Annotated in this window: 14 protein-coding genes; 8 read left to right on the top strand and 6 right to left on the bottom strand. The window is 32.6% G+C overall.

The window, feature by feature from the left end; all coding sequences use genetic code 11:
* Positions 1-1055: 1055 nt before the first annotated feature.
* Positions 1056-1190, bottom strand: a complete 135-nt coding sequence (locus CFPG_RS05475; RefSeq protein ID WP_265348032.1) for a hypothetical protein — start codon at positions 1188-1190, stop codon at positions 1056-1058.
* Between the two features lie 327 nt (positions 1191-1517).
* Between CFPG_RS05475 and CFPG_RS05480 the strand changes: the two genes are divergently transcribed.
* The 3 genes from CFPG_RS05480 to CFPG_RS01245 all read left to right on the top strand — a co-directional run bounded on the left by CFPG_RS05480 (position 1518) and on the right by CFPG_RS01245 (position 5739).
* A complete protein-coding gene (locus CFPG_RS05480) occupies positions 1518-1799 on the top strand; it encodes a hypothetical protein (protein ID WP_041572373.1) in 282 nt (93 codons plus the stop codon).
* Between the two features lie 606 nt (positions 1800-2405).
* The gene (locus CFPG_RS01240; RefSeq protein WP_012573235.1) at positions 2406-2942 is read left to right on the top strand and encodes a hypothetical protein; all 537 of its coding nucleotides are present in this window, start codon (positions 2406-2408) and stop codon (positions 2940-2942) included.
* A 943-nt stretch (positions 2943-3885) separates the two neighbouring features.
* On the top strand, positions 3886-5739 hold the full coding sequence (locus tag CFPG_RS01245; RefSeq protein ID WP_012573236.1) for an amidophosphoribosyltransferase: 1854 nt from the start codon (positions 3886-3888) through the stop codon (positions 5737-5739).
* 28 nt (positions 5740-5767) lie between these two features.
* Here the strand turns inward: CFPG_RS01245 and CFPG_RS01250 are convergent, their stop codons facing one another.
* Positions 5768-7408, bottom strand: a complete 1641-nt coding sequence (locus CFPG_RS01250; protein ID WP_012573237.1) for an alpha-amylase family glycosyl hydrolase — start codon at positions 7406-7408, stop codon at positions 5768-5770.
* Positions 7409-8202: 794 nt separating this feature from the next.
* On the opposite strand from CFPG_RS01250, the gene CFPG_RS01255 reads away from it, so the two are divergent.
* Genes CFPG_RS01255 through ftsZ form a run of 3 tightly spaced genes read left to right on the top strand, consistent with a single transcriptional unit; the run spans position 8203 to position 11387 of the window.
* A complete protein-coding gene (locus CFPG_RS01255; RefSeq protein ID WP_012573238.1) occupies positions 8203-8934 on the top strand; it encodes a cell division protein FtsQ/DivIB in 732 nt (243 codons plus the stop codon).
* The gene (locus CFPG_RS01260; RefSeq protein ID WP_012573239.1) at positions 8919-10109 is read left to right on the top strand and encodes a cell division protein FtsA; all 1191 of its coding nucleotides are present in this window, start codon (positions 8919-8921) and stop codon (positions 10107-10109) included. Before CFPG_RS01255 ends, CFPG_RS01260 begins: the two co-directional genes overlap by 16 nt.
* A 30-nt stretch (positions 10110-10139) precedes the next feature.
* Positions 10140-11387: a cell division protein FtsZ gene (gene ftsZ, locus CFPG_RS01265; protein ID WP_050720664.1), complete on the top strand. Its 1248-nt coding sequence runs from the start codon at positions 10140-10142 to the stop codon at positions 11385-11387.
* Here ftsZ and CFPG_RS01270 read toward each other — a convergent pair.
* Positions 11384-12148, bottom strand: coding sequence for an isoprenyl transferase (locus CFPG_RS01270; RefSeq protein WP_012573241.1), 765 nt, complete (start codon positions 12146-12148; stop codon positions 11384-11386). The genes ftsZ and CFPG_RS01270 overlap by 4 nt on opposite strands.
* Positions 12149-12396: 248 nt before the next feature.
* Here CFPG_RS01270 and prmC point away from each other — a divergent pair, with 248 nt between their 5' ends.
* Positions 12397-13308, top strand: a complete 912-nt coding sequence (prmC, locus tag CFPG_RS01275) for a peptide chain release factor N(5)-glutamine methyltransferase (RefSeq protein WP_012573242.1) — start codon at positions 12397-12399, stop codon at positions 13306-13308.
* 241 nt (positions 13309-13549) lie between these two features.
* Positions 13550-14332 carry an MBL fold metallo-hydrolase gene (locus CFPG_RS01280; RefSeq protein WP_012573243.1) on the top strand — a complete coding sequence of 261 codons (783 nt, stop codon included), beginning with the start codon at positions 13550-13552 and terminating at the stop codon, positions 14330-14332.
* A 236-nt stretch (positions 14333-14568) separates the two neighbouring features.
* Here the strand turns inward: CFPG_RS01280 and CFPG_RS01285 are convergent, their stop codons facing one another.
* The 3 genes from CFPG_RS01285 to CFPG_RS01295 form a co-directional block, all read right to left on the bottom strand.
* Positions 14569-15831: a phosphoglycerate kinase gene (locus CFPG_RS01285; RefSeq protein WP_012573244.1), complete on the bottom strand. Its 1263-nt coding sequence runs from the start codon at positions 15829-15831 to the stop codon at positions 14569-14571.
* 329 nt (positions 15832-16160) lie between these two features.
* Positions 16161-17240: a 3-phosphoserine/phosphohydroxythreonine transaminase gene (serC, locus tag CFPG_RS01290; RefSeq protein ID WP_012573245.1), complete on the bottom strand. Its 1080-nt coding sequence runs from the start codon at positions 17238-17240 to the stop codon at positions 16161-16163.
* Positions 17241-17414: 174 nt separating this feature from the next.
* Entirely contained in the window at positions 17415-17717 is a 303-nt protein-coding gene (locus CFPG_RS01295; protein WP_012573246.1) for a metal-sulfur cluster assembly factor, read from the bottom strand.
* Between the last annotated feature and the right edge of the window lie 2491 nt (positions 17718-20208).

Genomic DNA, 20208 nt, shown 5'->3' on the forward strand with positions numbered 1-20208 from the left:
CCTGCTTTACTCTTGCTCTCCCTCCTTTGTCTGTTGGTACGGTATAGATGCTGTAGGTAACATCTACAACGTTCTCTACCTATTGCACACAGTCCAGATGATAACTTTGAGTAACGCTAGCTATGTCCTTGCACATGTAACTGAACTGTTCCATCATCGCGGGTGTGAGCGTAGAACGAAACACAATCTTTATTTTCATTCAAAGAAGAAGATCACTGATAATAGTGATAGTGTCTTTTTCATAGTATACTAAATCTAAACATTAGGGCTGCAGATCCCGTAATATAGATAACAGAGAGCAACACCTACTAAAATTTTAGTACGTTTAGCATCTTTCTCATTTCTCTTTCTCTGGTACAGGTATTGGGTTCCTTCATAAAATGACAGATCAAGCCTTTCACTAGGTATCTAGTAGATTTATAGGTACCATAAATAGCCACGTATGTTCTACACCAATAGTATGTCTCCTGCAATACTTTTGGCATACCACCATCCATCATAATATGTAGGAAGCTCGCTTTTTTCTCATTTGAGTTATATAGCGGACTAGATTTTGCTATTAACGGAACAGTCATCACTATGATCAATGAAGTTAAGATGTACTTTTCATAATTTAAATGATCTCTCTAGATTAATTTTTGTGCTGCTAAATTCGTACAAATCTCAAGGGAGGTATATACACACCCCCTCTATCTCCATTTTTTATATCTGGACAATCACTCTTCTCCTTTGATGAACCAATATGTCTGTAGGCTTCTTCGTCTGTCTTAATAATGAACGCACCATCAGCAAATCAGAAAGATTTTCCCATGGGATCCGTACAAGCCCCTCTTGTGCTCTTAATTCTTCAACTACCAAGTGATAAGCAAAGCCACCCAAAACGAACAGGGTTATTATTAGTGACGATATAGTTTCTTCATAATATGTGAAATTCAAACATCAAGGCAACTGCTGCTCCCATATATACGACAGGGAGCAACACCCACCAAAATTTTAGTACATTTAGTATCTTTCTTATTCTCATTAGTCTACTTGGAGGGGTTAGATTGTCTGGTTTATCCCAATATATACACTGTAGATGCTATGTCCTTGATTGCCTGCCATACTTCAGCATTGGCAAAAAAGACACCACAAGACAGCACGGCTGTTAAGAGCAGCTTCTTGGCTTTCGCCGATACAGACATATTCATAGCTCTAGAATTTAACGAATGTTTTACTTTCAATTGCACTTACAAGGATCGTCCTTACATGGAACTTCTTTAGGGCATTTTTCTTTCTCCATAATAAATTTATATTCTTTCTTATATTATGCTATGTTAAATTTATCTAACACAGATCTCTCTGTTCTTCAAATATATATATCTTCATCGAATTTTTTCATAACATGCTAAATAGTTTAGATTTTTATGTAGAGAGGAACAGAAGCAATTCTGTCCCTCTCTTTTTTGTTATTCATGTCATTCAATCCCATTATAATCAATGTTTTATACTATGCTTTGTTAAAGCATTTTTTCACCATGGACAAAAGAAAGATAAATAGGAAAAAAGATTCAATTGATTTTAAATTATTGGTAGATATTGGCAAAAGAATGGTTGCTGTTCAAGGCAAGGTCTTCGATAAACAGGATCTGGAAGATCTAAAGAAGATATATTGTCAAAAGCAGGGAATTCTTTTCCCTCCTGAAGAAAATGAATGGAATAATGCCATATGCTGGCTCATAGAAAAAGAGTTAATCAAACGTGGTCGTCATGACTTAAAAAGAAAGAAGAAAGTCCCTCAAACAGATGCACAAGCCTGAAGTTATTCCTTTTCTAATCAGAGGAGATTTGCGTATTCCATTGGACAGACAGAGGAAGTGGCTTGGTAAGTTTAGGGAAAAACTTCATCACAATACAAAGTATACTCATTAATCCAAATAATAACGAACATGGAAACAGATGTTATGGAAATAAATACTACAACACAAGATATAGCTACAGATCAGGAAGAGTAGAAAAAACTGTTCCATTTATCATATAGATTATCATATAGAGTTCGAACATATTGGTCACAGAATATAGAAAATCAAATTCAATATCGTAAGCGATGAGACAAAGAAGAACGATTCTTATTACTGGCTTAGGATATTATGATAGTTGTACAAAAGTACGCTTGAGACAATAAAATAAAGATCATGGAATTGTATCAGGAGGAAATATCATATTGTATTGTACCATAATAATAATAATAATATCATATATTTTGACTACATTGCGCGAAACAAAATACACTAGCTCTGTTGCTAGATTGCTATAGCAAAACAGGTGCATTGAATGGATGCGAGGAAGCATTTCATATATACAGATTAAGTCAAAAACTGATTTTATAGTTCTCTTTGTGTGTAAAATTAATCTAATTTGGGAAAATGAAAACGCAGTTTCGGAGTGAAGCCGAAAAGTTTGACAGTAATTACAAACACATGCTCGATATGTTGTATGCCGGACAGTGCAAAGATACACAGTTTATGGTATATAAATGTGAGATCAATAAAAGGGGTAAAGTATTAAATCCTACACAGAAGCCAGAACGAATATTGACAGGCTTGGATGAACTGACAGATTTTGGTGAGCATTTGGCTATGGAAATATTGAAGAATGAATTTGATGGTATCTTTGATTCAATGCTTCGGAAAGCCAGACAGAACTTGTATATAAAAGCAATAGAGTATTCAGCATTCATCGCAGACGGAATAAAAGATTTCAGTGCATTTATTACTCTCGGATTTTACCGTTTTATTGTAACTAAACTGGACAGTATGCTGGAGGAAACAAGCGACGAAATTGAAATTATTGAGGGTGAAAAGCAGAAAGCAGACTTAAGAGATTTGAGACACTTTTATAGCGAGCAGCGGAATGTGTTTGCTAATAAACTAAATATTCTATCTTTAGCAGGTAATTATTAAAGATGCCTGCGTTGAACACAGTAGGTCTTTGATTTCAGGAAGCAATCGTTGCTCTTTTTTTTGACGGAGGTAAAATCAAATCCAATTTATTCTATGTAAATCGTAAAATTCCACACAGTCAGGGCAAGTGGTGTTCAAGACTTGAAAACAGCATGGAAAGAATACGCAAAAGAAATAAAGGGATTCAGTTGTAGATTGTTGAGAACCTTGAGTTATTGAATGCACAGGGATAACTTATTGAAAGTTGGTTTTTCTATTAACGGATACATCAGGGCAAGACCGGAATCACAGATATACACCTGTATAGAGAAGAATGACTATAAATTGTAGTGATTATTCTGGAATGGAATGGATAAAATTATCCAAATTGCCATTCCCTGGCAGAGTGTTGCTAGTCAGAGTAAATAATAGATCCTTATTCAGAGAAACAACAATACTAATTTCCTAATATCATTAGTTTATTTTATTCAAATCCCGACAACAGGTTGGGACATTCTGTATTTCAGAATGTAAAATCTTTAAAATCGCAAAATTATAATCTGCAGTAGGAAAAAAATAAAAGTCCCCCTTGTTTTGAAATTCTCATAGCCTTAATAGTAAGGCTTTACTATGGCTTATAATTTCTTCTAACAAAGACATGTCCTTGTACAAAATTTTGGTCATCGACTTTTATTGAACACCTAGATAGAAACGATAAATTGGAGAAAATTCCAATTATTTGAAATACAGTATATTATTTCCTTTTAATTTCTTACTTTTACGCGAGTATACACTTGGGAAAAGAACTGAAATCTGCACGAAGAAATATTCGTCAGTCCACTCAAAGCTGATACATCTACCAATTCTGGAATCCGTGCTGTCATCTAGCTAAGTGTATAAATTATTTTGCTACTTTCATAGCTTCTTGTAATTTCTCTTTCTCTCTATAAATTAAAGTTATTGTATGGAATATCTCAAACATGAATGTGGAATTGCTTTGATTCGTTTATTAAAGCCAATAGAATATTACGTTGAAAAATACGGAATTTGGCAATATGGATTGAACAAACTTTATCTTTTGATGGAAAAACAGCATAATCGTGGGCAAGAAGGTGCAGGTATTGGTTGCATAAATGTTTCCGCTAAGCCCGGGACCGAATATATTTTTAGAGAAAGAGCTATAGGGAGCAATGCAATAAAAGAGATTTTTCAAAATGCATACAAGGCTATAGATAAATCCCCTTCAAATCTTCCTTACGAAGAAATCCCTTTCTGTGGAGAGCTTTATATGGGACATTTACGATATAGTACTACAGGACATTCGGGTATCTCATATATTCATCCCTTTTTAAGACGCAATAATAGACGTTCGGGAAGTTTAATGTTGTGTGGTAATTTCAATCTTACCAATTTAGATGAGGTGTTTGAAGATTTAATTTCTAAAGGACAACATCCTTGTCTTTATTCCGATACTTTAATGATGTTGGAGATAATAGGAAGCTATCTTGATTATCAAATACAAGTTTTATATGAAAAATTTAAGTCTGAAAAGGAAATCAATAAAAAGATTGCTGATAGTATAGATTTAGGATGTGTATTACGAAATACAGTAAAAAAATGGGATGGTGGATATGTTGTTTGCGGAGCAACCGGCAATATTGATATGTTTGCCTTTCGCGACCCCCAAGGTATCCGTTCTGCCTTCTATTATAAAGATAATGAAATAATAATAATTGCTTCGGAAAGACCTGTTATTCAAACTGTTATGAATTTAAAAGTAGAAGATGTACAAGAACTCCTTCCAGGACAAGCTTTCATTGTTAGACGAAATGGACAGGTCTATTTTGAACAAATTCAACAGGTTTCGAATGTACGTCCTTGTTCTTTTGAACGCATCTATTTCTCTCGTGGGTCAGATAAAGATATATATCAAGAACGAAAAATGTTAGGTAAATTGCTTTTAAATCCTATTCTTAAAGCAATAGATAATGATTTGAAAAATACGGTTTTTTCGTTTATCCCAAATACAGCAGAAATTGCTTTTTATGGTATGATGGAAAGTTTTGATGCTTATCTTAATAAGCAAAAAAAACAAGAAGTAAAAAACATCCACAAGATAACAGACGAAAATTTAGATAAAATTTTATCTACAAAAATTCGCCAAGAAAAAGTGGCGATTAAAGATATCAAGTTACGAACTTTCATTACTGAGGGCGATAATAGAGATAGTTTGGCGGCCCATGTTTATGATATTACTTATGGATCAATCCATCCTCAAAAAGATAATTTGGTTGTTATAGATGATAGTATTGTTCGTGGTACCACATTAAAGCAAAGTATTATCAATATACTTGACAGATTAGAACCAAAAAAAATTGTGATAGTGTCTTCTTCTCCACAAGTACGTTACCCCGATTGCTATGGCATAGACATGAGTCGTATGGATGAATTTGTAGCTTTTAGAGCAGCTATTGCGTTGTTAAAAGAACGAGGTATGCATCATATCATAGATGAGACTTATCAAAAATGCAAGGAACAACTCTTTTTATCTGAAAAACAAATTGTTAACTATGTAAAAGACATTTATCTTCCTTTTGATTATGAAGAGATAGCCAGTAAAATTACTGAACTTCTTAGACCAGAAGGTATAAAGGCCGAAGTTATCATTGTTTACCAAACTCTAGACAGTTTGCATCAAGCTTGTCCAAATCATAATGGTGATTGGTATTTTTCAGGAAATTATCCTACACCCGGTGGCAATAGATTTGTCATTCGTTCATTTATCGATTACTATGAAAAAAAAGAATCAATTCAATAGACAATAATTTTAGATAAATCTTTTTATTTCATATTAGACTAAAGGATATGATCTCTGCATCGTATCCCTTAATGCAAACATGATAAGGCTTGTCTCTTTGCAAATCTAAGGAACGTATTTCATTCGTTAGCAATTCTTTACTCCCATAGATAGTTCCTACTATTCCAAAATAATCCATAGCATGCGAAGGAATAAAAACATCAGTTTCTACTTTTTCTCCGTCAAAATTAACAACTATCAGTAGCAATTCGTCTTGATTGCAACGCAAGTAAGCATATTGTCTGGTGAGATGGTTATTGACATACATTAAATCGAAGAATTTACCATTATTAATGGCTTTGTTTTTATTGCATAATTGCAATACTTTAGTATAGTATCTCCGTAATCTTTCCTGTTCTTCAGATGGTTTACGTCGAAATACAGACAAACTCCAATAATCAAAGATTGTGGTTCTTCCATCTATCCGACTAAATCCTTCACTATCCATCCCTTTTTCGCCTAATTCTTGTCCGAAATAGATCATAAAAGGATTTGTATTGAGAGTAGCAGCTACAACTGAAGCTGGACGACCCTTGCGAGCATCGCCAGCGAAAAAATCAGAGGCAATGCGCTGTTCATCATGATTCTCCAAAAAATTCAGCATATTAGTTTGTATTCCACCTAATGCTTGCCAAGCATTAGTAATGTTTTTTGTTGGCTTTCCTTCAGTAATAATTCCACGAAGAACGTCGTACATTCCCACTTTATCATAGAGATAATCAAAATGTCCTTGACATAGATAATCATTATAATTACCAGGATTGTATATTTCAGCAATGAAAATTATATGAGGGAAATCTTTTTTTATTTTTGGAATCACCCAAGCCCAAAACTCAACTGGTATCATTTCTACCATATCACAACGGAATCCATCAATACCTTTTCTTGCCCAAAATAGCAGAACACTTAACATTTTATGCCATGTAGAGGGGACTGTATCAAAATGTTTTGTTCTCCCATTCAGATAATCTATTCCATAGTTTAGTTTAATAGTATCATACCAATCATTGCAACTTGGAGTTGAAGAAAAACAATCATTCCCAGTTACCTTTGCAGGAAATTCACCATAAAAATTACCTTGGTCATCATAAAGAGAAAATTGAGGACCAAAAGGTTGATCCAAGAGATAATAGAAATTGTTATGAGGATGAAAAGAATATGCCAATGCATCATATTTACCAAAATCAGGGTATTCTTTAATTTTTGCATCAGAAAAGTATTGTCTTGCCACATGATTTGGAACAAAATCTATGATAACTCGCAAATCTGCCCGATGAGTACGTTGTACAAGCGTTTCAAACTCTTCCATTCTTCTATATACATTTTCTGCTAAATCAGGAGAAACATCATAATAATCCCTGATAGCATACGGCGAACCTGCTTTCCCTTTTACTATAGTAGGATGACTATTCTTAATGCCGTATTTACTATAATCTGTCTGCGTCGCATGCTCTATGACACCGGTATACCAAATGTAATTGAAACCCTCATTACGAATCTTTTGTAAACAAGAATCAGTGAAATAATTAAATTTACCGCATCCATTTTCTTCAATATTTCCATTTTGCACAGGATTAGGATTTATATTTCCATAGAGTCTGACTAAGACTTGATAAATGAGAATTTTCATAGAAGAAAAAAGCTTATTTATATATTTCTGCGAAGATACTGTTTTTTGATATTTTTTTTTAAAGATTTAAAGATGGTGGAAACTTTAATTTAGGAGGAGGAAAAACTTATTATGTTTTTACTCTCCTACCAATCCCTACTGTGTATGACGAATGGAAATCCATTCCCATTCGAAGAGAGTTACTGAAAAGTGGTACAAAACTTTTAAAGTTTAAAATAGAGGATGTATTAGCAATACAGAGTATGGTTCTTAAAAGGTTAAAGACTTCAATGTATATGTTACGTTACCACGTATTCGTTTAATTAGAGAAGAATGTATTCAAACTCAACAAGAAATATAAAGTATTGGAATACTTCTAAGATAAAAGTTCACATTTTTCGTCCGATTTATTTTCCGATTTATTTTATGAATTGAACAATTGAAAAAGTCTAAATGTGATGAATTCTTAGCCAACCGACGAAAACAATGACAATTTCAACATAATTTCACGATAGAAATTATTTAATTGGGATTAAGTAAGGTTTACTAATGTAACGATACTTTGCATTTTTTATAAAAAATGCAAGGTATGATATATATATGTATATCCATATTTCCTGTGAATTGAAAGAGAATACCTATGAAACTACCATACAAACATATAAAGAAGATATAAAGAAACTTTTATAAAATGTTGAAATACAGAATATTATATCAGACACATAATAAAGCTAAAAAATATTTACAATATGCACTAAACCTTTATTTTTTGATAAAGTTTTACTCTAATCTTTCTTTTTTCTACTTTTAAAAAAATGTTAAAAAAGATTATACATATTGGTATCGTGTTTCTTTTGATAGTTTATTTTATTTTTATAGTTATTTTCATAAATCCAAATCTAAATAGAGAGAAGTGTACTAAAGTAGTAGTAGATATAGCAGGGAATGATACTGTTTCATACGTGAGTACAATGCAAGTGTATTCTTTTCTTAAAGAAAAGAAACTGGATCCTATCAAGAAAAACATGTTAGAGATAAATACTAAAACTATTGAAAAAACTTTGGAAAAACATGGATTTATAAAGAAAGCGGAAGTATATAAGACTATTAGTTCTGCGATACGAATAAAAATATATCAACGGATACCTATTCTACGAATTATTTCGAATAATATTGATTACTATATAGATAGCGATCGAAAGATAATATCTATCCCAGTTGGTTTTGCCGTTTGTGTACCGCTAGCAAGTGGAATTTTTGATGAAAAATTCGCTATAGAAAAGTTGTATCCATTGGCAGTTTTTCTACAGAAAAATGAGTTTTGGAATGCTCAAATAGAACAGATATATGTAAATAACGATTTGGAAATAGAGTTAATCCCTCGTTTAGGAAATTATCGAATTGTATTAGGAGAAATGAAAAATTTTGAAAATAAACTCGACAATTTAATTTTTTTTTATAAAAAAGTATTGAATGTACTGGGATGGAATCGCTATTCTATTATCAATTTAAAATATAGGAATCAAATAGTATGCACGAAAAATTAAATAATACAGGACACTCTCATTATGTTGTAGCGTTGGATTTGGGAACTTCCAAGCTACTTGCTATGGCAGCACGAAAAACCCATGAAGGTATTTCAATTTTGGATTCAAAACAGATTCCTTCAGGCACATGTATTCGCCGTGGTTGTGTTTACAAAATTGATGATACTGCCAATATAGTTCGGAAAATAGTAAATGGCCTAAGTCACAGTTTAAATTCAGGTATAAAAAAGGTATATGTGGGTATTGGCGGACAGTCATTGAGAGCAGAATATTACTCAGTAAAAAAAGAGATAAATGGATTAGTCACCAGTGATATTCTTCTACATCTTGAAGACGAATGCCGCAAGCATATGTCAGAATTAATAGAGGTATTGGAAATCGTCTTTTCAGAATATTTTTTAGATGGAAAGTTAGAAACAAACCCTAAGAATATGTATTGTAAAGAAATAGAAACAAAATACCAATTGATATTAGGTCGTCCCTCGCTAAAAAATCTTTTGAAAAAGAGTATAGAAGGAAAGGCAGGAATAGAAATTGCAGGTTTTTTTATTTCTCCATTAGCTACTGCTGAAGCAGTGCTTACCAGTAAAGATAAGAGAAGAGGATGTGCTTTAATAGAATTTGGTGCTGGAATAACTTATCTTTCTATTTATAGAGAAGAACGATTAAAATATTTGGTTACTATTCCTTTGGGAGGCAGTGTTATTACTAAAGATCTTTGTTGTTTGGGTATTGTAGAATCTGAAGCTGAAACATTGAAAATCAATGATGGGAATGCTTTGATAGACTATTCTAAAAAAGAACAGTTAGTAGATACGATTATTGAAGCAAGAGTCAATGAGATAGTTACTAACATCGTTGAACAAATAAAACAGTCTGGATGCTTACCTATGTTAGATGAAGGTATAATTATTACGGGTGGAGCTTCTCTATTAAAGAATTTGGATAAATTACTATCTCAACAAATAGGAAAACAAGTTCGTCGAGCAAATATTAAAAATCATGCACATGCTTGTATCTTAGGGTTATTAGCTTTGAGTAAAGATAATTGTGCCAAAGAAACGTGTGAAGAATCATCACTATTGCAAGAAGGAAAACAACAAAAACTCATTTCTCCGCCTAAACGTAAAGAGAGTTTATTTGGCAAATTGTCAAGAACAATTTTTGATGATTAAAATATATGCATGTAATATAAATTTGAGAAAATTATGGAAGATGTTTTAATGGGTTTTGATTTTCCTATAGAACAGCCTGCAATAATTAAAGTAATAGGCGTTGGTGGTGGTGGTGGAAATGCTGTTACTCATATGTATAAAGAAGGCATTCGGGATGTAACTTTTGCTTTGTGTAACACTGATAACCAAGCATTAATAGAAAGTGAAGTCCCTGTTAAAATTCAATTAGGAAAAAATATTACTAAAGGGTTAGGAGCAGGTAATAATCCTTGTATAGCGAAGCAAGCTGCCGAAGAAAGTATTTCGGATATAAATAAACTGTTGAGTGATGGGACTCAAATGGTGTTTGTCACTGCTGGAATGGGAGGTGGAACTGGTACTGGAGCTGCTCCTATTATTGCTAAGACAGCAAAAGAGATGGATATTCTCACTGTGGGTATCGTGACAATTCCTTTTTTATTTGAAAGAATGCCTAAAATACTCCAAGCATTAAAAGGTGTGGAAGAATTGCGTAATAATGTAGACGCTTTATTAGTCCTCAACAACGAAAGATTGCTAGACATTCACAGTAAAATGAGTGTTCGCGATGCATTTAAGAAAGCCGACAGTACTTTAACTACAGCAGCACGAGGTATCGCTGAAGTTATAACTATTCCAGGACACATCAATCTTGATTTTGCCGATGTAAAAGCGACATTGAAAAATGGAGGAGTAGCTGTTATGAGTAATGGATTTGGAACAGGTGAAAATCGTGTAAGTAAGGCTTGTGAAGATGCCTTAAATTCCCCTTTACTTAATAATACCGATATATTTCGTGCAATAAAAATTTTATTCAATTTTTATTGTAGCTCCGCAAAAGAATTGCAAATGAATGAAATGAATGAGGTTACTGATTTTATGAGTAGATTTGACAAAAGAATTGAGGTAATCTGGGGATATTCTATAGATGATACGTTAAATGATCAAGTAAAGGTAACCATATTGGCTACAGGTTTTGGTAAAGAAAGTATCCCGATGATAGATATGCTTTCCGCAGAAATGGAAGCAAAAAATATTGAGGAAATACAATTAATAGATGAATATTATGGCAAAGGGATCGCCCGTAGCCTAGGTAGAAAAGCGATACCTAAGCCATTTGTATTCAAATCAGTGGAACAAATGGCAGATGATGAAATCATAGAAGCATTGATTAAGTATCCAGCATATAATCGAAGCTCTGCCTTAATGTTTGAAATTGCTCGAAAAGCAGAAGATCACCATACCTCTATTATAAACTAATATTTGTTTTGTTCTTTTACTTGTTCGCTGGTTTTACCAAAACGTCTTTCCCTTCTTTGGAAATTATAAATGGCTTCGTAAAAATTTTCTTCTCTAAATTCTGGCCAGCAAATAGGAGTAAAATAAAGTTCTGTATATGCCAATTGCCATAGTAGATAATTACTAAGGCGGTACTCTCCTCCTGTCCGGATTAATAAATCGGGGGATGGGATATTATTCGTTGCTAAGAAAGCTGAGAATATTTTTTCATCAATGTTTTCAGGGTCTAATTCTCCGCCCTTTACCTTATAAGCTATATTTCTAACAGCTTCAGTTATTTCCCAATGAGATGAATAACTAAGAGCTAATGTTAGTGTTAATCCACTATTTTGAGCAGTTTTTTCAATACAAATACCTAGACTATCACGGGTTATTTGCGACAAGCGTTTAGTATCTCCGATTACTTGAAGACGAATATTGTTTTTTACTAAATCGTTTGTTCCATGGTGAACGGTCTTTACAATCAAATCCATCAAAGCACTGATTTCTTCAATGGGACGATCCCAATTTTCAGTGGAAAAAGTATAAATAGTCAAGTATTCAATACCAATTTTACTAGATACCTCTACAATTTTGCGGATAGAAATAATTCCTTCTTGGTGACCTTGAAGACGGTTCATACCATTTTTTAGAGCCCATCTCCCATTCCCGTCCATGATAATAGCAATATGTTGTGGAAGTCTGATTGTATCGATCAGTTCTTTCATTAGTTTATTAGACATTTTGCTTTTAATATAAATCTTCGTGTAAGGAAATAAAAAAATATTGTATTAATTCCTCACATTGGTTTAGTTATTATGATAATTTTTTATATTTCGTTCATGTTTAGAGAAGGTGTACCACTCCGTCTTTCTCGAATTTTAATCTGTCAGGGCATATAATGAAAACTAAGTATCTAAATAATAGAATTATCACTATTTCATAAACCAAAGATCCATATGTTAAAGGTAAAAACATTTTTTCAAAAAAAATGAGTGTTTTTAGACTTGTAAAAATAACTATAATACAAGCTTTGCAATATATACAAGAACGGTTGCATGGTTTATATCCTGTTGAAGAAGCTTACTCATTGAGTTGGTTAGTTCTCAAATTTGTTTGTCAGAAAGACAAACAAACTCTTTTGCAAAATGCAAATGAACGATTGCCAATAAACAAAATAATTCATATTGAAATAATAATTAATGATCTAAAGCGTTTTCGTCCAATACAATACATATTAGGTGAAACAGAATTTTATGGTATACAATTGGTAGTAAATGAGAATGTTTTAATTCCAAGACCAGAAACCGAAGAATTGGTAGATTTAATAATTAAAAAGATCGCGTTACATAATTTTTCTCATTGTACTATCCTTGATATTGGGACAGGCTCAGGTTGTATTGCTCTTGCATTGGCAAAATATTTGCCGGATACAAAAATTTATGCCTTAGATATTTCGGGAAAAGCTCTGGAAGTTGCACGTCAAAACGCCCAAATGAATGAAATGAAAGTAATTTTTTTTCAACAAGATATTTTTTCCCCTCTCACTCAGTTTTGTCCAACATCTTTTTCTGTTATTGTTAGTAATCCTCCTTACATTACTATTTCAGAAAAAAAAAATTTATTACCCAATATATTGCATTATGAACCACATCAAGCCCTTTTTGTTCCCAAAGAATTTCCATTAATCTTTTACGATCGTATTGCCGATATAGGGAAGCAGTATTTAACTGCTAATGGACTTCTTTTTTTTGAGACCCATGCATTTTTCGGACAAACTGTTTCTTCTATGCTTCAAAAGAAAGGATATCAAAACGTAGAGTTATTCAAAGATATTTCCGGCAAAGACCGTATGGTATGTGCAAAGAGCAGTACAGATAAAATTAAAAAAGGACAAGATTGACTGAAATTTAATTATTTATTATATTTCTATTATTAGTTCCATTAAAAACAATAAGCAATGTTTAAAATTATGAAAACTATTGTTTAGACGAGGGTTCTTCTATAAAGAAGAACTTATTGATTCTGCTTTTCTATGGAAAGAAAAGAAGTTAAGAAATATACAGAGCAAGAGTTAAGAATAGAAAATTTTTTCTCTGTATGTTTTATTTGATATTACTATAATAAACTTATTGAAATTTGAAATGAAAATACGTTTTTTGGGGACAGGTACCTCTACGGGAAACCCTGAAGTTGGTTGTAATTGTGTAGTATGTCTGTCTGAAGACAAAAAAGATAAACGATTTCGCTCGTCAGTATTAGTAGAAATAGAAAGTAGATACATTCTGATTGATTGCGGTCCGGATTTCTATAGGCAAATATTAGAAACTTTTAAAAAAAAAACATTTGATCGATTGGACGGTGTTTTAATTACTCATGAACACTACGATCATGTAGGAGGACTTGACGATTTGCGTTGTTTTACCAGAAATAGACGGATAGTGAATATCTATACTGATTACTACACGTCTATCAAATTAAAGGAGCGTTTGCCGTATATTTTTAATTATAATGAACAACAGTACCCAGGTATTCCTAATTTGAGAATACATTCTATCAAAAAAAATGAATCTTTTTTTGATATATCAGGAATAAAAATCATTCCAATTAACTTATTACATGGAAGAAAACCAATATTAGGCTATCGTATAGATAAGTTTGCTTACTTAACAGACTTAAAAACTATTCCAGATTCAGAATTTGAGAAATTGAAAGGATTGTCTGTATTGGTTATTAATGCATTACGTGAAAAGTCACATGCTACACACGCTAACATAAAGGAAGCATTAAAATATATCGATATCATTAAACCTGATCAAGCATATCTCACACATATATGTCACGATTTTGGACTGCATGAAGATGTCCAAAAAAAACTACCCCCAGCTATCCGCATAGCTTACGACGAATTGGAAATATCTATTTAAACATAGGAGAACATCTCACATTATTATTGCAATAATTGATATATTTTTTATATTCAAAGTCTTCAAAGATAGAAAAGGAAAATGTTTGCTTTAATAACAAGATTTGGAATCTTATTCATTAATTCTCTTGACTCAATTCTTTATCGAAGCATGTTACAAACACATGTATTTTTCTTTCTTCAATTATCATTTATATCACTTATTCTTTTTTTGTTTTGTTTACTAAAACTCAATATTTAGTACCCACGTATAGCTTTAATACCCGGTAGTTGTTTCCCTTCTATAAATTCAAGTAAAGCACCACCACCCGTAGATACATAACTTACCTTATCCGCAATTTTAAGTTTATTGACACAAGAAACAGAGTCCCCACCTCCTACCAATGAAAACGCTCCTTTTTGAGTAGCACGCACAATAGCATCTCCTACAGCACGGGAGCCTTTGCAAAAATTATCAAACTCAAATACGCCGGTAGGCCCATTCCAAAGAATTGTTTTAGAGTTTTCTATTATTTTAGTAAAGATTTTTTCTGTTTCGTTACCAATGTCCAATCCCATCCAACCATCTGGGATTTTGTCTACTGCAACTATCTGTGTATGAGCTTCATTACTAAAACTATCGGCAATCCTAGCATCTACTGCCAATACCAAACGAACCTTAGCGTCTTTTGCTTTTTGAATTAAGTCTGAAGCCAATTCTAATTTATCATTTTCACAAATAGAGTCTCCAATTTTACCTCCCATTACTTTGGCAAAAGTATAGGTCATTCCTCCTGTGAGAATTAAATTATCTACTTTATTGAGTAGGTTTTCGATAATATCGATCTTGGACGAAACTTTAGATCCCCCCATAATAGCAGTAAAAGGACGAACGGTATCTTTCAATATTTTCTCTACAGAGCTGATTTCTTTCTGCATTAAATAACCAAAAAGTTTATGTTCACTATTAAAGTAATCTGCCATAATAGCTGTAGATGCATGGGAACGATGAGCCGTACCAAAAGCATCATTTACATAAACTGTAGCATAAGATGCTAACTGTCTCGCCATATTCCTTTGGTTGTTTTTTTCGATTTGCTTGGCAATAATTTTCTCTTCTTCTGATATATTATCTACTAATTCACGAGGTTTACCTTCTTCAGAAGCATGAAAACGGAGATTCTCCAGTAGTAAAGCTTGTCCGGGCTGTAAAGAAGCTGCTTTTTCAGACGCCTTCTTACCCAAACAATCTTCGACAAAATCTATTTTAGTCCCTAATAATTCAGAGACTCGCTGCAAAATATGTCTCAGAGAATATTTGGGATTTATTCCTTTGGGCCTTCCTAAATGAGAACCAATAATTAAACTACCTCCATCAGCAATAACCTTTTTCAAGGTAGGCATTGCGGCACGAATACGAGTATCATCAGTAATTGTAAAGTTTTCATCTAATGGCACATTAAAATCCACACGAACAAAAACCTTGTGTCCAACAAAAGGGAAATTGTCAATTTTTTTCATTAATTAATTCTGTTAACCTAGTTTGATTTGAAGAATATTTTGATTAATCTGATATAAACAAATTTTAATTCTACGTATACTTGCTTGTACTTTTCCTTCTACTAAGTCGATTTTACTTAGTATAGCCCCCACCTATTTGACTACTCGACTATTTGACTAGAAACATTTCGATACCTTATAATCATAATTTTGCCAGTACAAAATCAATAATTCCCCTCCACACCTCTCAAGAGCACTATACAGAAAACAAACTCACTATTCTCCACTACATACATATACCCATATGTATAATTTTTACATAAAATTTGTAACGAAGTCTGTCTAGACTTTCAAATCCCCTTACAATGTATTTTTTCAAATTCTCGCATAACGGAAACTAATGCTTTTATTGATTCTTTGGGAAGTGCATTATAAATAGAAGCACGAAAACCACCCACCGAACGGTGCCCTTTGATACCAACCATACCTTTGGACGAAGCAAACTGTTGAAAAGCACTTTCCAAATTTTTATATTCATCATTCATAATAAAACATACGTTCATCAAAGAACGGTCTTCTGTAGCAGCTATACCTTTAAACAAACGATTTCGGTCAATTTCTTCGTATAAAAATGTCGCTTTTTCTTTATTTTTTTTGTACACCTCCTCTACTCCTCCTAAAGTTTTCAACCATTTTAAAGTCTGCAAGGAAGCATAAATAGGAACAACGGGCGGAGTATTAAACATAGATTCATTCTTAATATGTATACGATAATCTAACATAGATGGTATTGGACGACTTACATTCCCTAAAAGACTATCTTTTACAATCACAAAGGTAACACCTGCAGGACCTAGATTTTTTTGAGCTCCCCCATATATAAGACCGTATTTGGATATATTTATTGGACGAGAAAAAATATCAGACGACATATCAGCTACCAGTGGTACAGACGATTCAATATCGTGATGTATTTCTGTCCCAAAAATAGTATTGTTAGTCGTGATATGAAAATAATCGGAATCGGAAGGGACAATATAATTTTTAGGGATATAGGAAAAATTAGCTTCTCTTGAGGAAGCGACTTCGATAATTTCTCCAAACAATCGAGCCTCTTTAATAGCTTTACTTGCCCACGCACCAGAATTGAGATAAGCTGCTTTAGTTTCCAACAAGTTGTATGGGACCATGCAAAACTGCAAACTTGCCCCTCCTCCCAAAAACAAAACAGAATAGCCCTCAGGAATACTCAATAGTTCTTTAAACAGAACTATCGTTTCATTTATCATCAATTGAAAATCTTTACTGCGATGGCTAATTTCCATCAGCGATAAACCCGAATTAGAAAAATTTGTAATTGCTCTTGCTGTATTATTTACAGTCTCCTGAGGCAGTATAGAAGGACCTGGATTAAAATTGTACTTCTTCATAAAGATTTTTTAGAATATTACTTTTTATAAGTATAGGATGACACAAAAGTATAATTTTTTACTAAACTACTCAGTATTTTTAAATTTATCGAATAAATAAACGAATGCTTAAAAAATATATTGAGATAGTATTGGTTTTTTATATGAAAGATCCGTTCTTGCTATTTTTCTTTTTCAAAGAAATCCCATTTCTAGTCTCGCTTCCTCACTCATCATCTCTTGGTTCCATTTAGGTTCAAAAACAATTTTCACTTCTACAGAGGTAACTTCTGGAATAGATTCTATTTTTATTTTTATATCCTCTACAATAAAATCGGCAACAGGGCAGGCTGGGGAAGTCAAACTCATAGTGATAGTTACATTCTTGTTATCATCAATATTTACATCATAAACCAACCCTAAATCGTAAATATTTACTTGAATTTCAGGGTCACAAATTGTTCTGAGCGTCGTCACTATCTGTTTTTCCAATTCCATTAATAGAATTTCATAAAAAAAGTTGATATAAGCAAATGTAAGGATTTATTACCTATAATCAATGCCTATTTAGATTGTAAGAAAATCAAACAATAATATTACTAAGGATCTATGTTGAGATTACCCTTCTTTTTCAAATTCCTTATCCTTATATGTAAAATGCTGAAATGATTATTTGGAGATTTGTGAAAAATATTAAAATTGACCAGATAGTAAATTCTCTGTTTTTTTAAACAGAGTCATATTTCTTCAAGTATTTCGCAACCAAAATTCTATTTATTTAAAGTTTAAAACAAAAGAGATGAAAAAAGTGCCAAGGCTTGGAATTAAAAATAATTGTTTTTTAGATTATTTTTTAGATTATACAAAGGATCAGTAAATTTAAAATTAAAAGGGTTGGAATAAAATTTTAGTCTCTTTGCAATATTTGTAATTGGCTTACATCCAGTTTAGTTATATGTTTTTAATAAAAAACAATGAATTCATTTCTTTTCCACATATGATATGTTACTGCTTTGCCTCCACAAGAAAATGATTTAAACTAAATGCTTCCTATTCCAGCAAATAAATCAAGAACCATATCGTTTTCAAAATCAAAACGAGACTTTTGTATATTTCAAAATGTGTACTTTGTCACATTGACAAAAATAAACTTATTAAACATGTGTATAATTTATCGTGATAATTAACAATTACTTATGAGAAAAAGGAAGTGAAAGGTATTATTATAGATGGATTAAAATTACATATTCAGATCTTAGCCCATTTTTAAGATATACTAACAAAATGAGAAGATAGACAACAAAAGAATGGAGTTTTCTCTTTTTTGAAGGGAAAAGAAAGAATGGTTGCTTCAATCCCGTTCAACCTAGACAGTAGCATTACTTCTATGGAATGCCAGAACGAACAAAATGATTTTTAATGCTCCAATATGTATGAGAGAAAGTAAAACTAGACAGTTCTTTATTTGGCCAATACAAATCCAAACAAGTAACTTCCCTGCACCGTACAATAAGATAATCTTTGATTATATCATGAACAAAACTTCTGCACAATGGTCAATAGATGATTGCTACCTCACACCAAAAAGTATACCGTAATTATCAATGATATTTAGTCACATTTCCACTACATCTATATTAAGACGTAGCTATTATTACATCAAAGTTCAAAAGAGTTGTCTAGTTTTAGGAGGAACTGATAATTAGAGATAATCTCTACCGCACTCTACCGCAAATTTTAGCTTTTTCGGTTTTGAGTTTGTTCAATAGATTGTTCTTGGAATCTTCTCTGCGTGCTTCGATTCCCATATTCAACACTCCTCCCATCGCTTTTCATCACCATTCTTGTATAATTCATAGAAATGAACTAAAGTATGTGATGAATTCCAGCTAGTAAAAGTGAAGCCGGATACTCCCACTCAAAAAATTCAATGTTTGATCCGTGATGACAAAAAAAATCCTCTTCACCACCCACAGAGAGGCCTCAGTAGAGGTGTTAGTCCATAGGACAGACAATCCCAGCCTGTGCTAGCTTTTGTACATTTTTTTTGATTCTTCTTTCTCTACAATAAATACTCTGTCTAAAATTAATTCTGTGAATTACGTAGACACACACGATAGTTCTGAGGTGTCATACCGAGAGCATTATCTATTCCCCTCCAGTAATGTTCTCCATCCTTGTCTTTATTTGAGGTAATAGAAAATATAATCATTCATTGGCAAGTTTCCCGTAAACTATTACCAACTTATATAGTATCCCTTCTCTGAAACAAATCGTGACTTAATGAATTTCACCGATTAACATAAGCGATTCAGATAGTGGAGCTTCTCCTTCTATCCAATGGAAACATAAAGTTCTTCAATGAGAAGAGTGTAAATAACAATGCAACTAAGATTAGTTTTTTCATAGTTTAGTTTAGTTTAGTTTAGTTTAGTTTTACAATTGATTTACTTTTATATATATCTCTTCAACCTTAACTTTCGAATAAAGTTCAAGCGATAGAACAACTCTATCTGTAATTATCAAAAAATTGATTCCGAATATACTATTTATGTTATTCAACATAACATAATACGTTATTTCTAATGTATTCACAAAACATAAGGTAATCACAGAGAGAAATCTATGTCTGGTACAGCTTTTACTTCCACTCTATTGTTCTCGTTCTCTTGTTCTCTATATTAAAAAATTTAACATGTATTTCAACTGAATGTCTGACTTCCTTTCTGAACCTGTCCTGTACTTGATTGATTGATTGTATTCTACAAAATGCATCGTATCCTTCTTCGACTGGTAATGAGAGTGACACATCAACATAAATATCTCCCCTCAGAAATTACCGGTGTCTTTAAACTTCGTTTCTGTATTCTCACTCTTGAACTTATGGTAGATTTTAGTTCCATTCTCACACATATCACACACAAACAGCCCGGAATACAGCAATGGATCACTTTTCTCTTTGCTCAAAGAAAAGAGGGAGGGAGCAGTA

This window comes from Candidatus Azobacteroides pseudotrichonymphae genomovar. CFP2, assembly GCF_000010645.1.
Classification (GTDB): domain Bacteria; phylum Bacteroidota; class Bacteroidia; order Bacteroidales; family Azobacteroidaceae; genus Azobacteroides; species Azobacteroides pseudotrichonymphae.

What these genes read in the sequence shown, in the direction of transcription:
- CFPG_RS05475 (WP_265348032.1), bottom strand. Translation starts at nt 1,190, where the DNA reads ATGAATATGTCTGTATCGGCGAAAGCCAAGAAGCTGCTCTTAACAGCC.
- CFPG_RS05480 (WP_041572373.1), top strand. Translation starts at nt 1,518, where the DNA reads ATGGACAAAAGAAAGATAAATAGGAAAAAAGATTCAATTGATTTTAAA.
- CFPG_RS01240 (WP_012573235.1), top strand. Translation starts at nt 2,406, where the DNA reads ATGAAAACGCAGTTTCGGAGTGAAGCCGAAAAGTTTGACAGTAATTAC.
- CFPG_RS01245 (WP_012573236.1), top strand. Translation starts at nt 3,886, where the DNA reads ATGGAATATCTCAAACATGAATGTGGAATTGCTTTGATTCGTTTATTA.
- CFPG_RS01250 (WP_012573237.1), bottom strand. Translation starts at nt 7,408, where the DNA reads ATGAAAATTCTCATTTATCAAGTCTTAGTCAGACTCTATGGAAATATA.
- CFPG_RS01255 (WP_012573238.1), top strand. Translation starts at nt 8,203, where the DNA reads ATGTTAAAAAAGATTATACATATTGGTATCGTGTTTCTTTTGATAGTT.
- CFPG_RS01260 (WP_012573239.1), top strand. Translation starts at nt 8,919, where the DNA reads ATGCACGAAAAATTAAATAATACAGGACACTCTCATTATGTTGTAGCG.
- CFPG_RS01270 (WP_012573241.1), bottom strand. Translation starts at nt 12,148, where the DNA reads ATGTCTAATAAACTAATGAAAGAACTGATCGATACAATCAGACTTCCA.
- prmC (WP_012573242.1), top strand. Translation starts at nt 12,397, where the DNA reads ATGAGTGTTTTTAGACTTGTAAAAATAACTATAATACAAGCTTTGCAA.
- CFPG_RS01280 (WP_012573243.1), top strand. Translation starts at nt 13,550, where the DNA reads ATGAAAATACGTTTTTTGGGGACAGGTACCTCTACGGGAAACCCTGAA.
- CFPG_RS01285 (WP_012573244.1), bottom strand. Translation starts at nt 15,831, where the DNA reads ATGAAAAAAATTGACAATTTCCCTTTTGTTGGACACAAGGTTTTTGTT.
- serC (WP_012573245.1), bottom strand. Translation starts at nt 17,240, where the DNA reads ATGAAGAAGTACAATTTTAATCCAGGTCCTTCTATACTGCCTCAGGAG.
- CFPG_RS01295 (WP_012573246.1), bottom strand. Translation starts at nt 17,717, where the DNA reads ATGGAATTGGAAAAACAGATAGTGACGACGCTCAGAACAATTTGTGAC.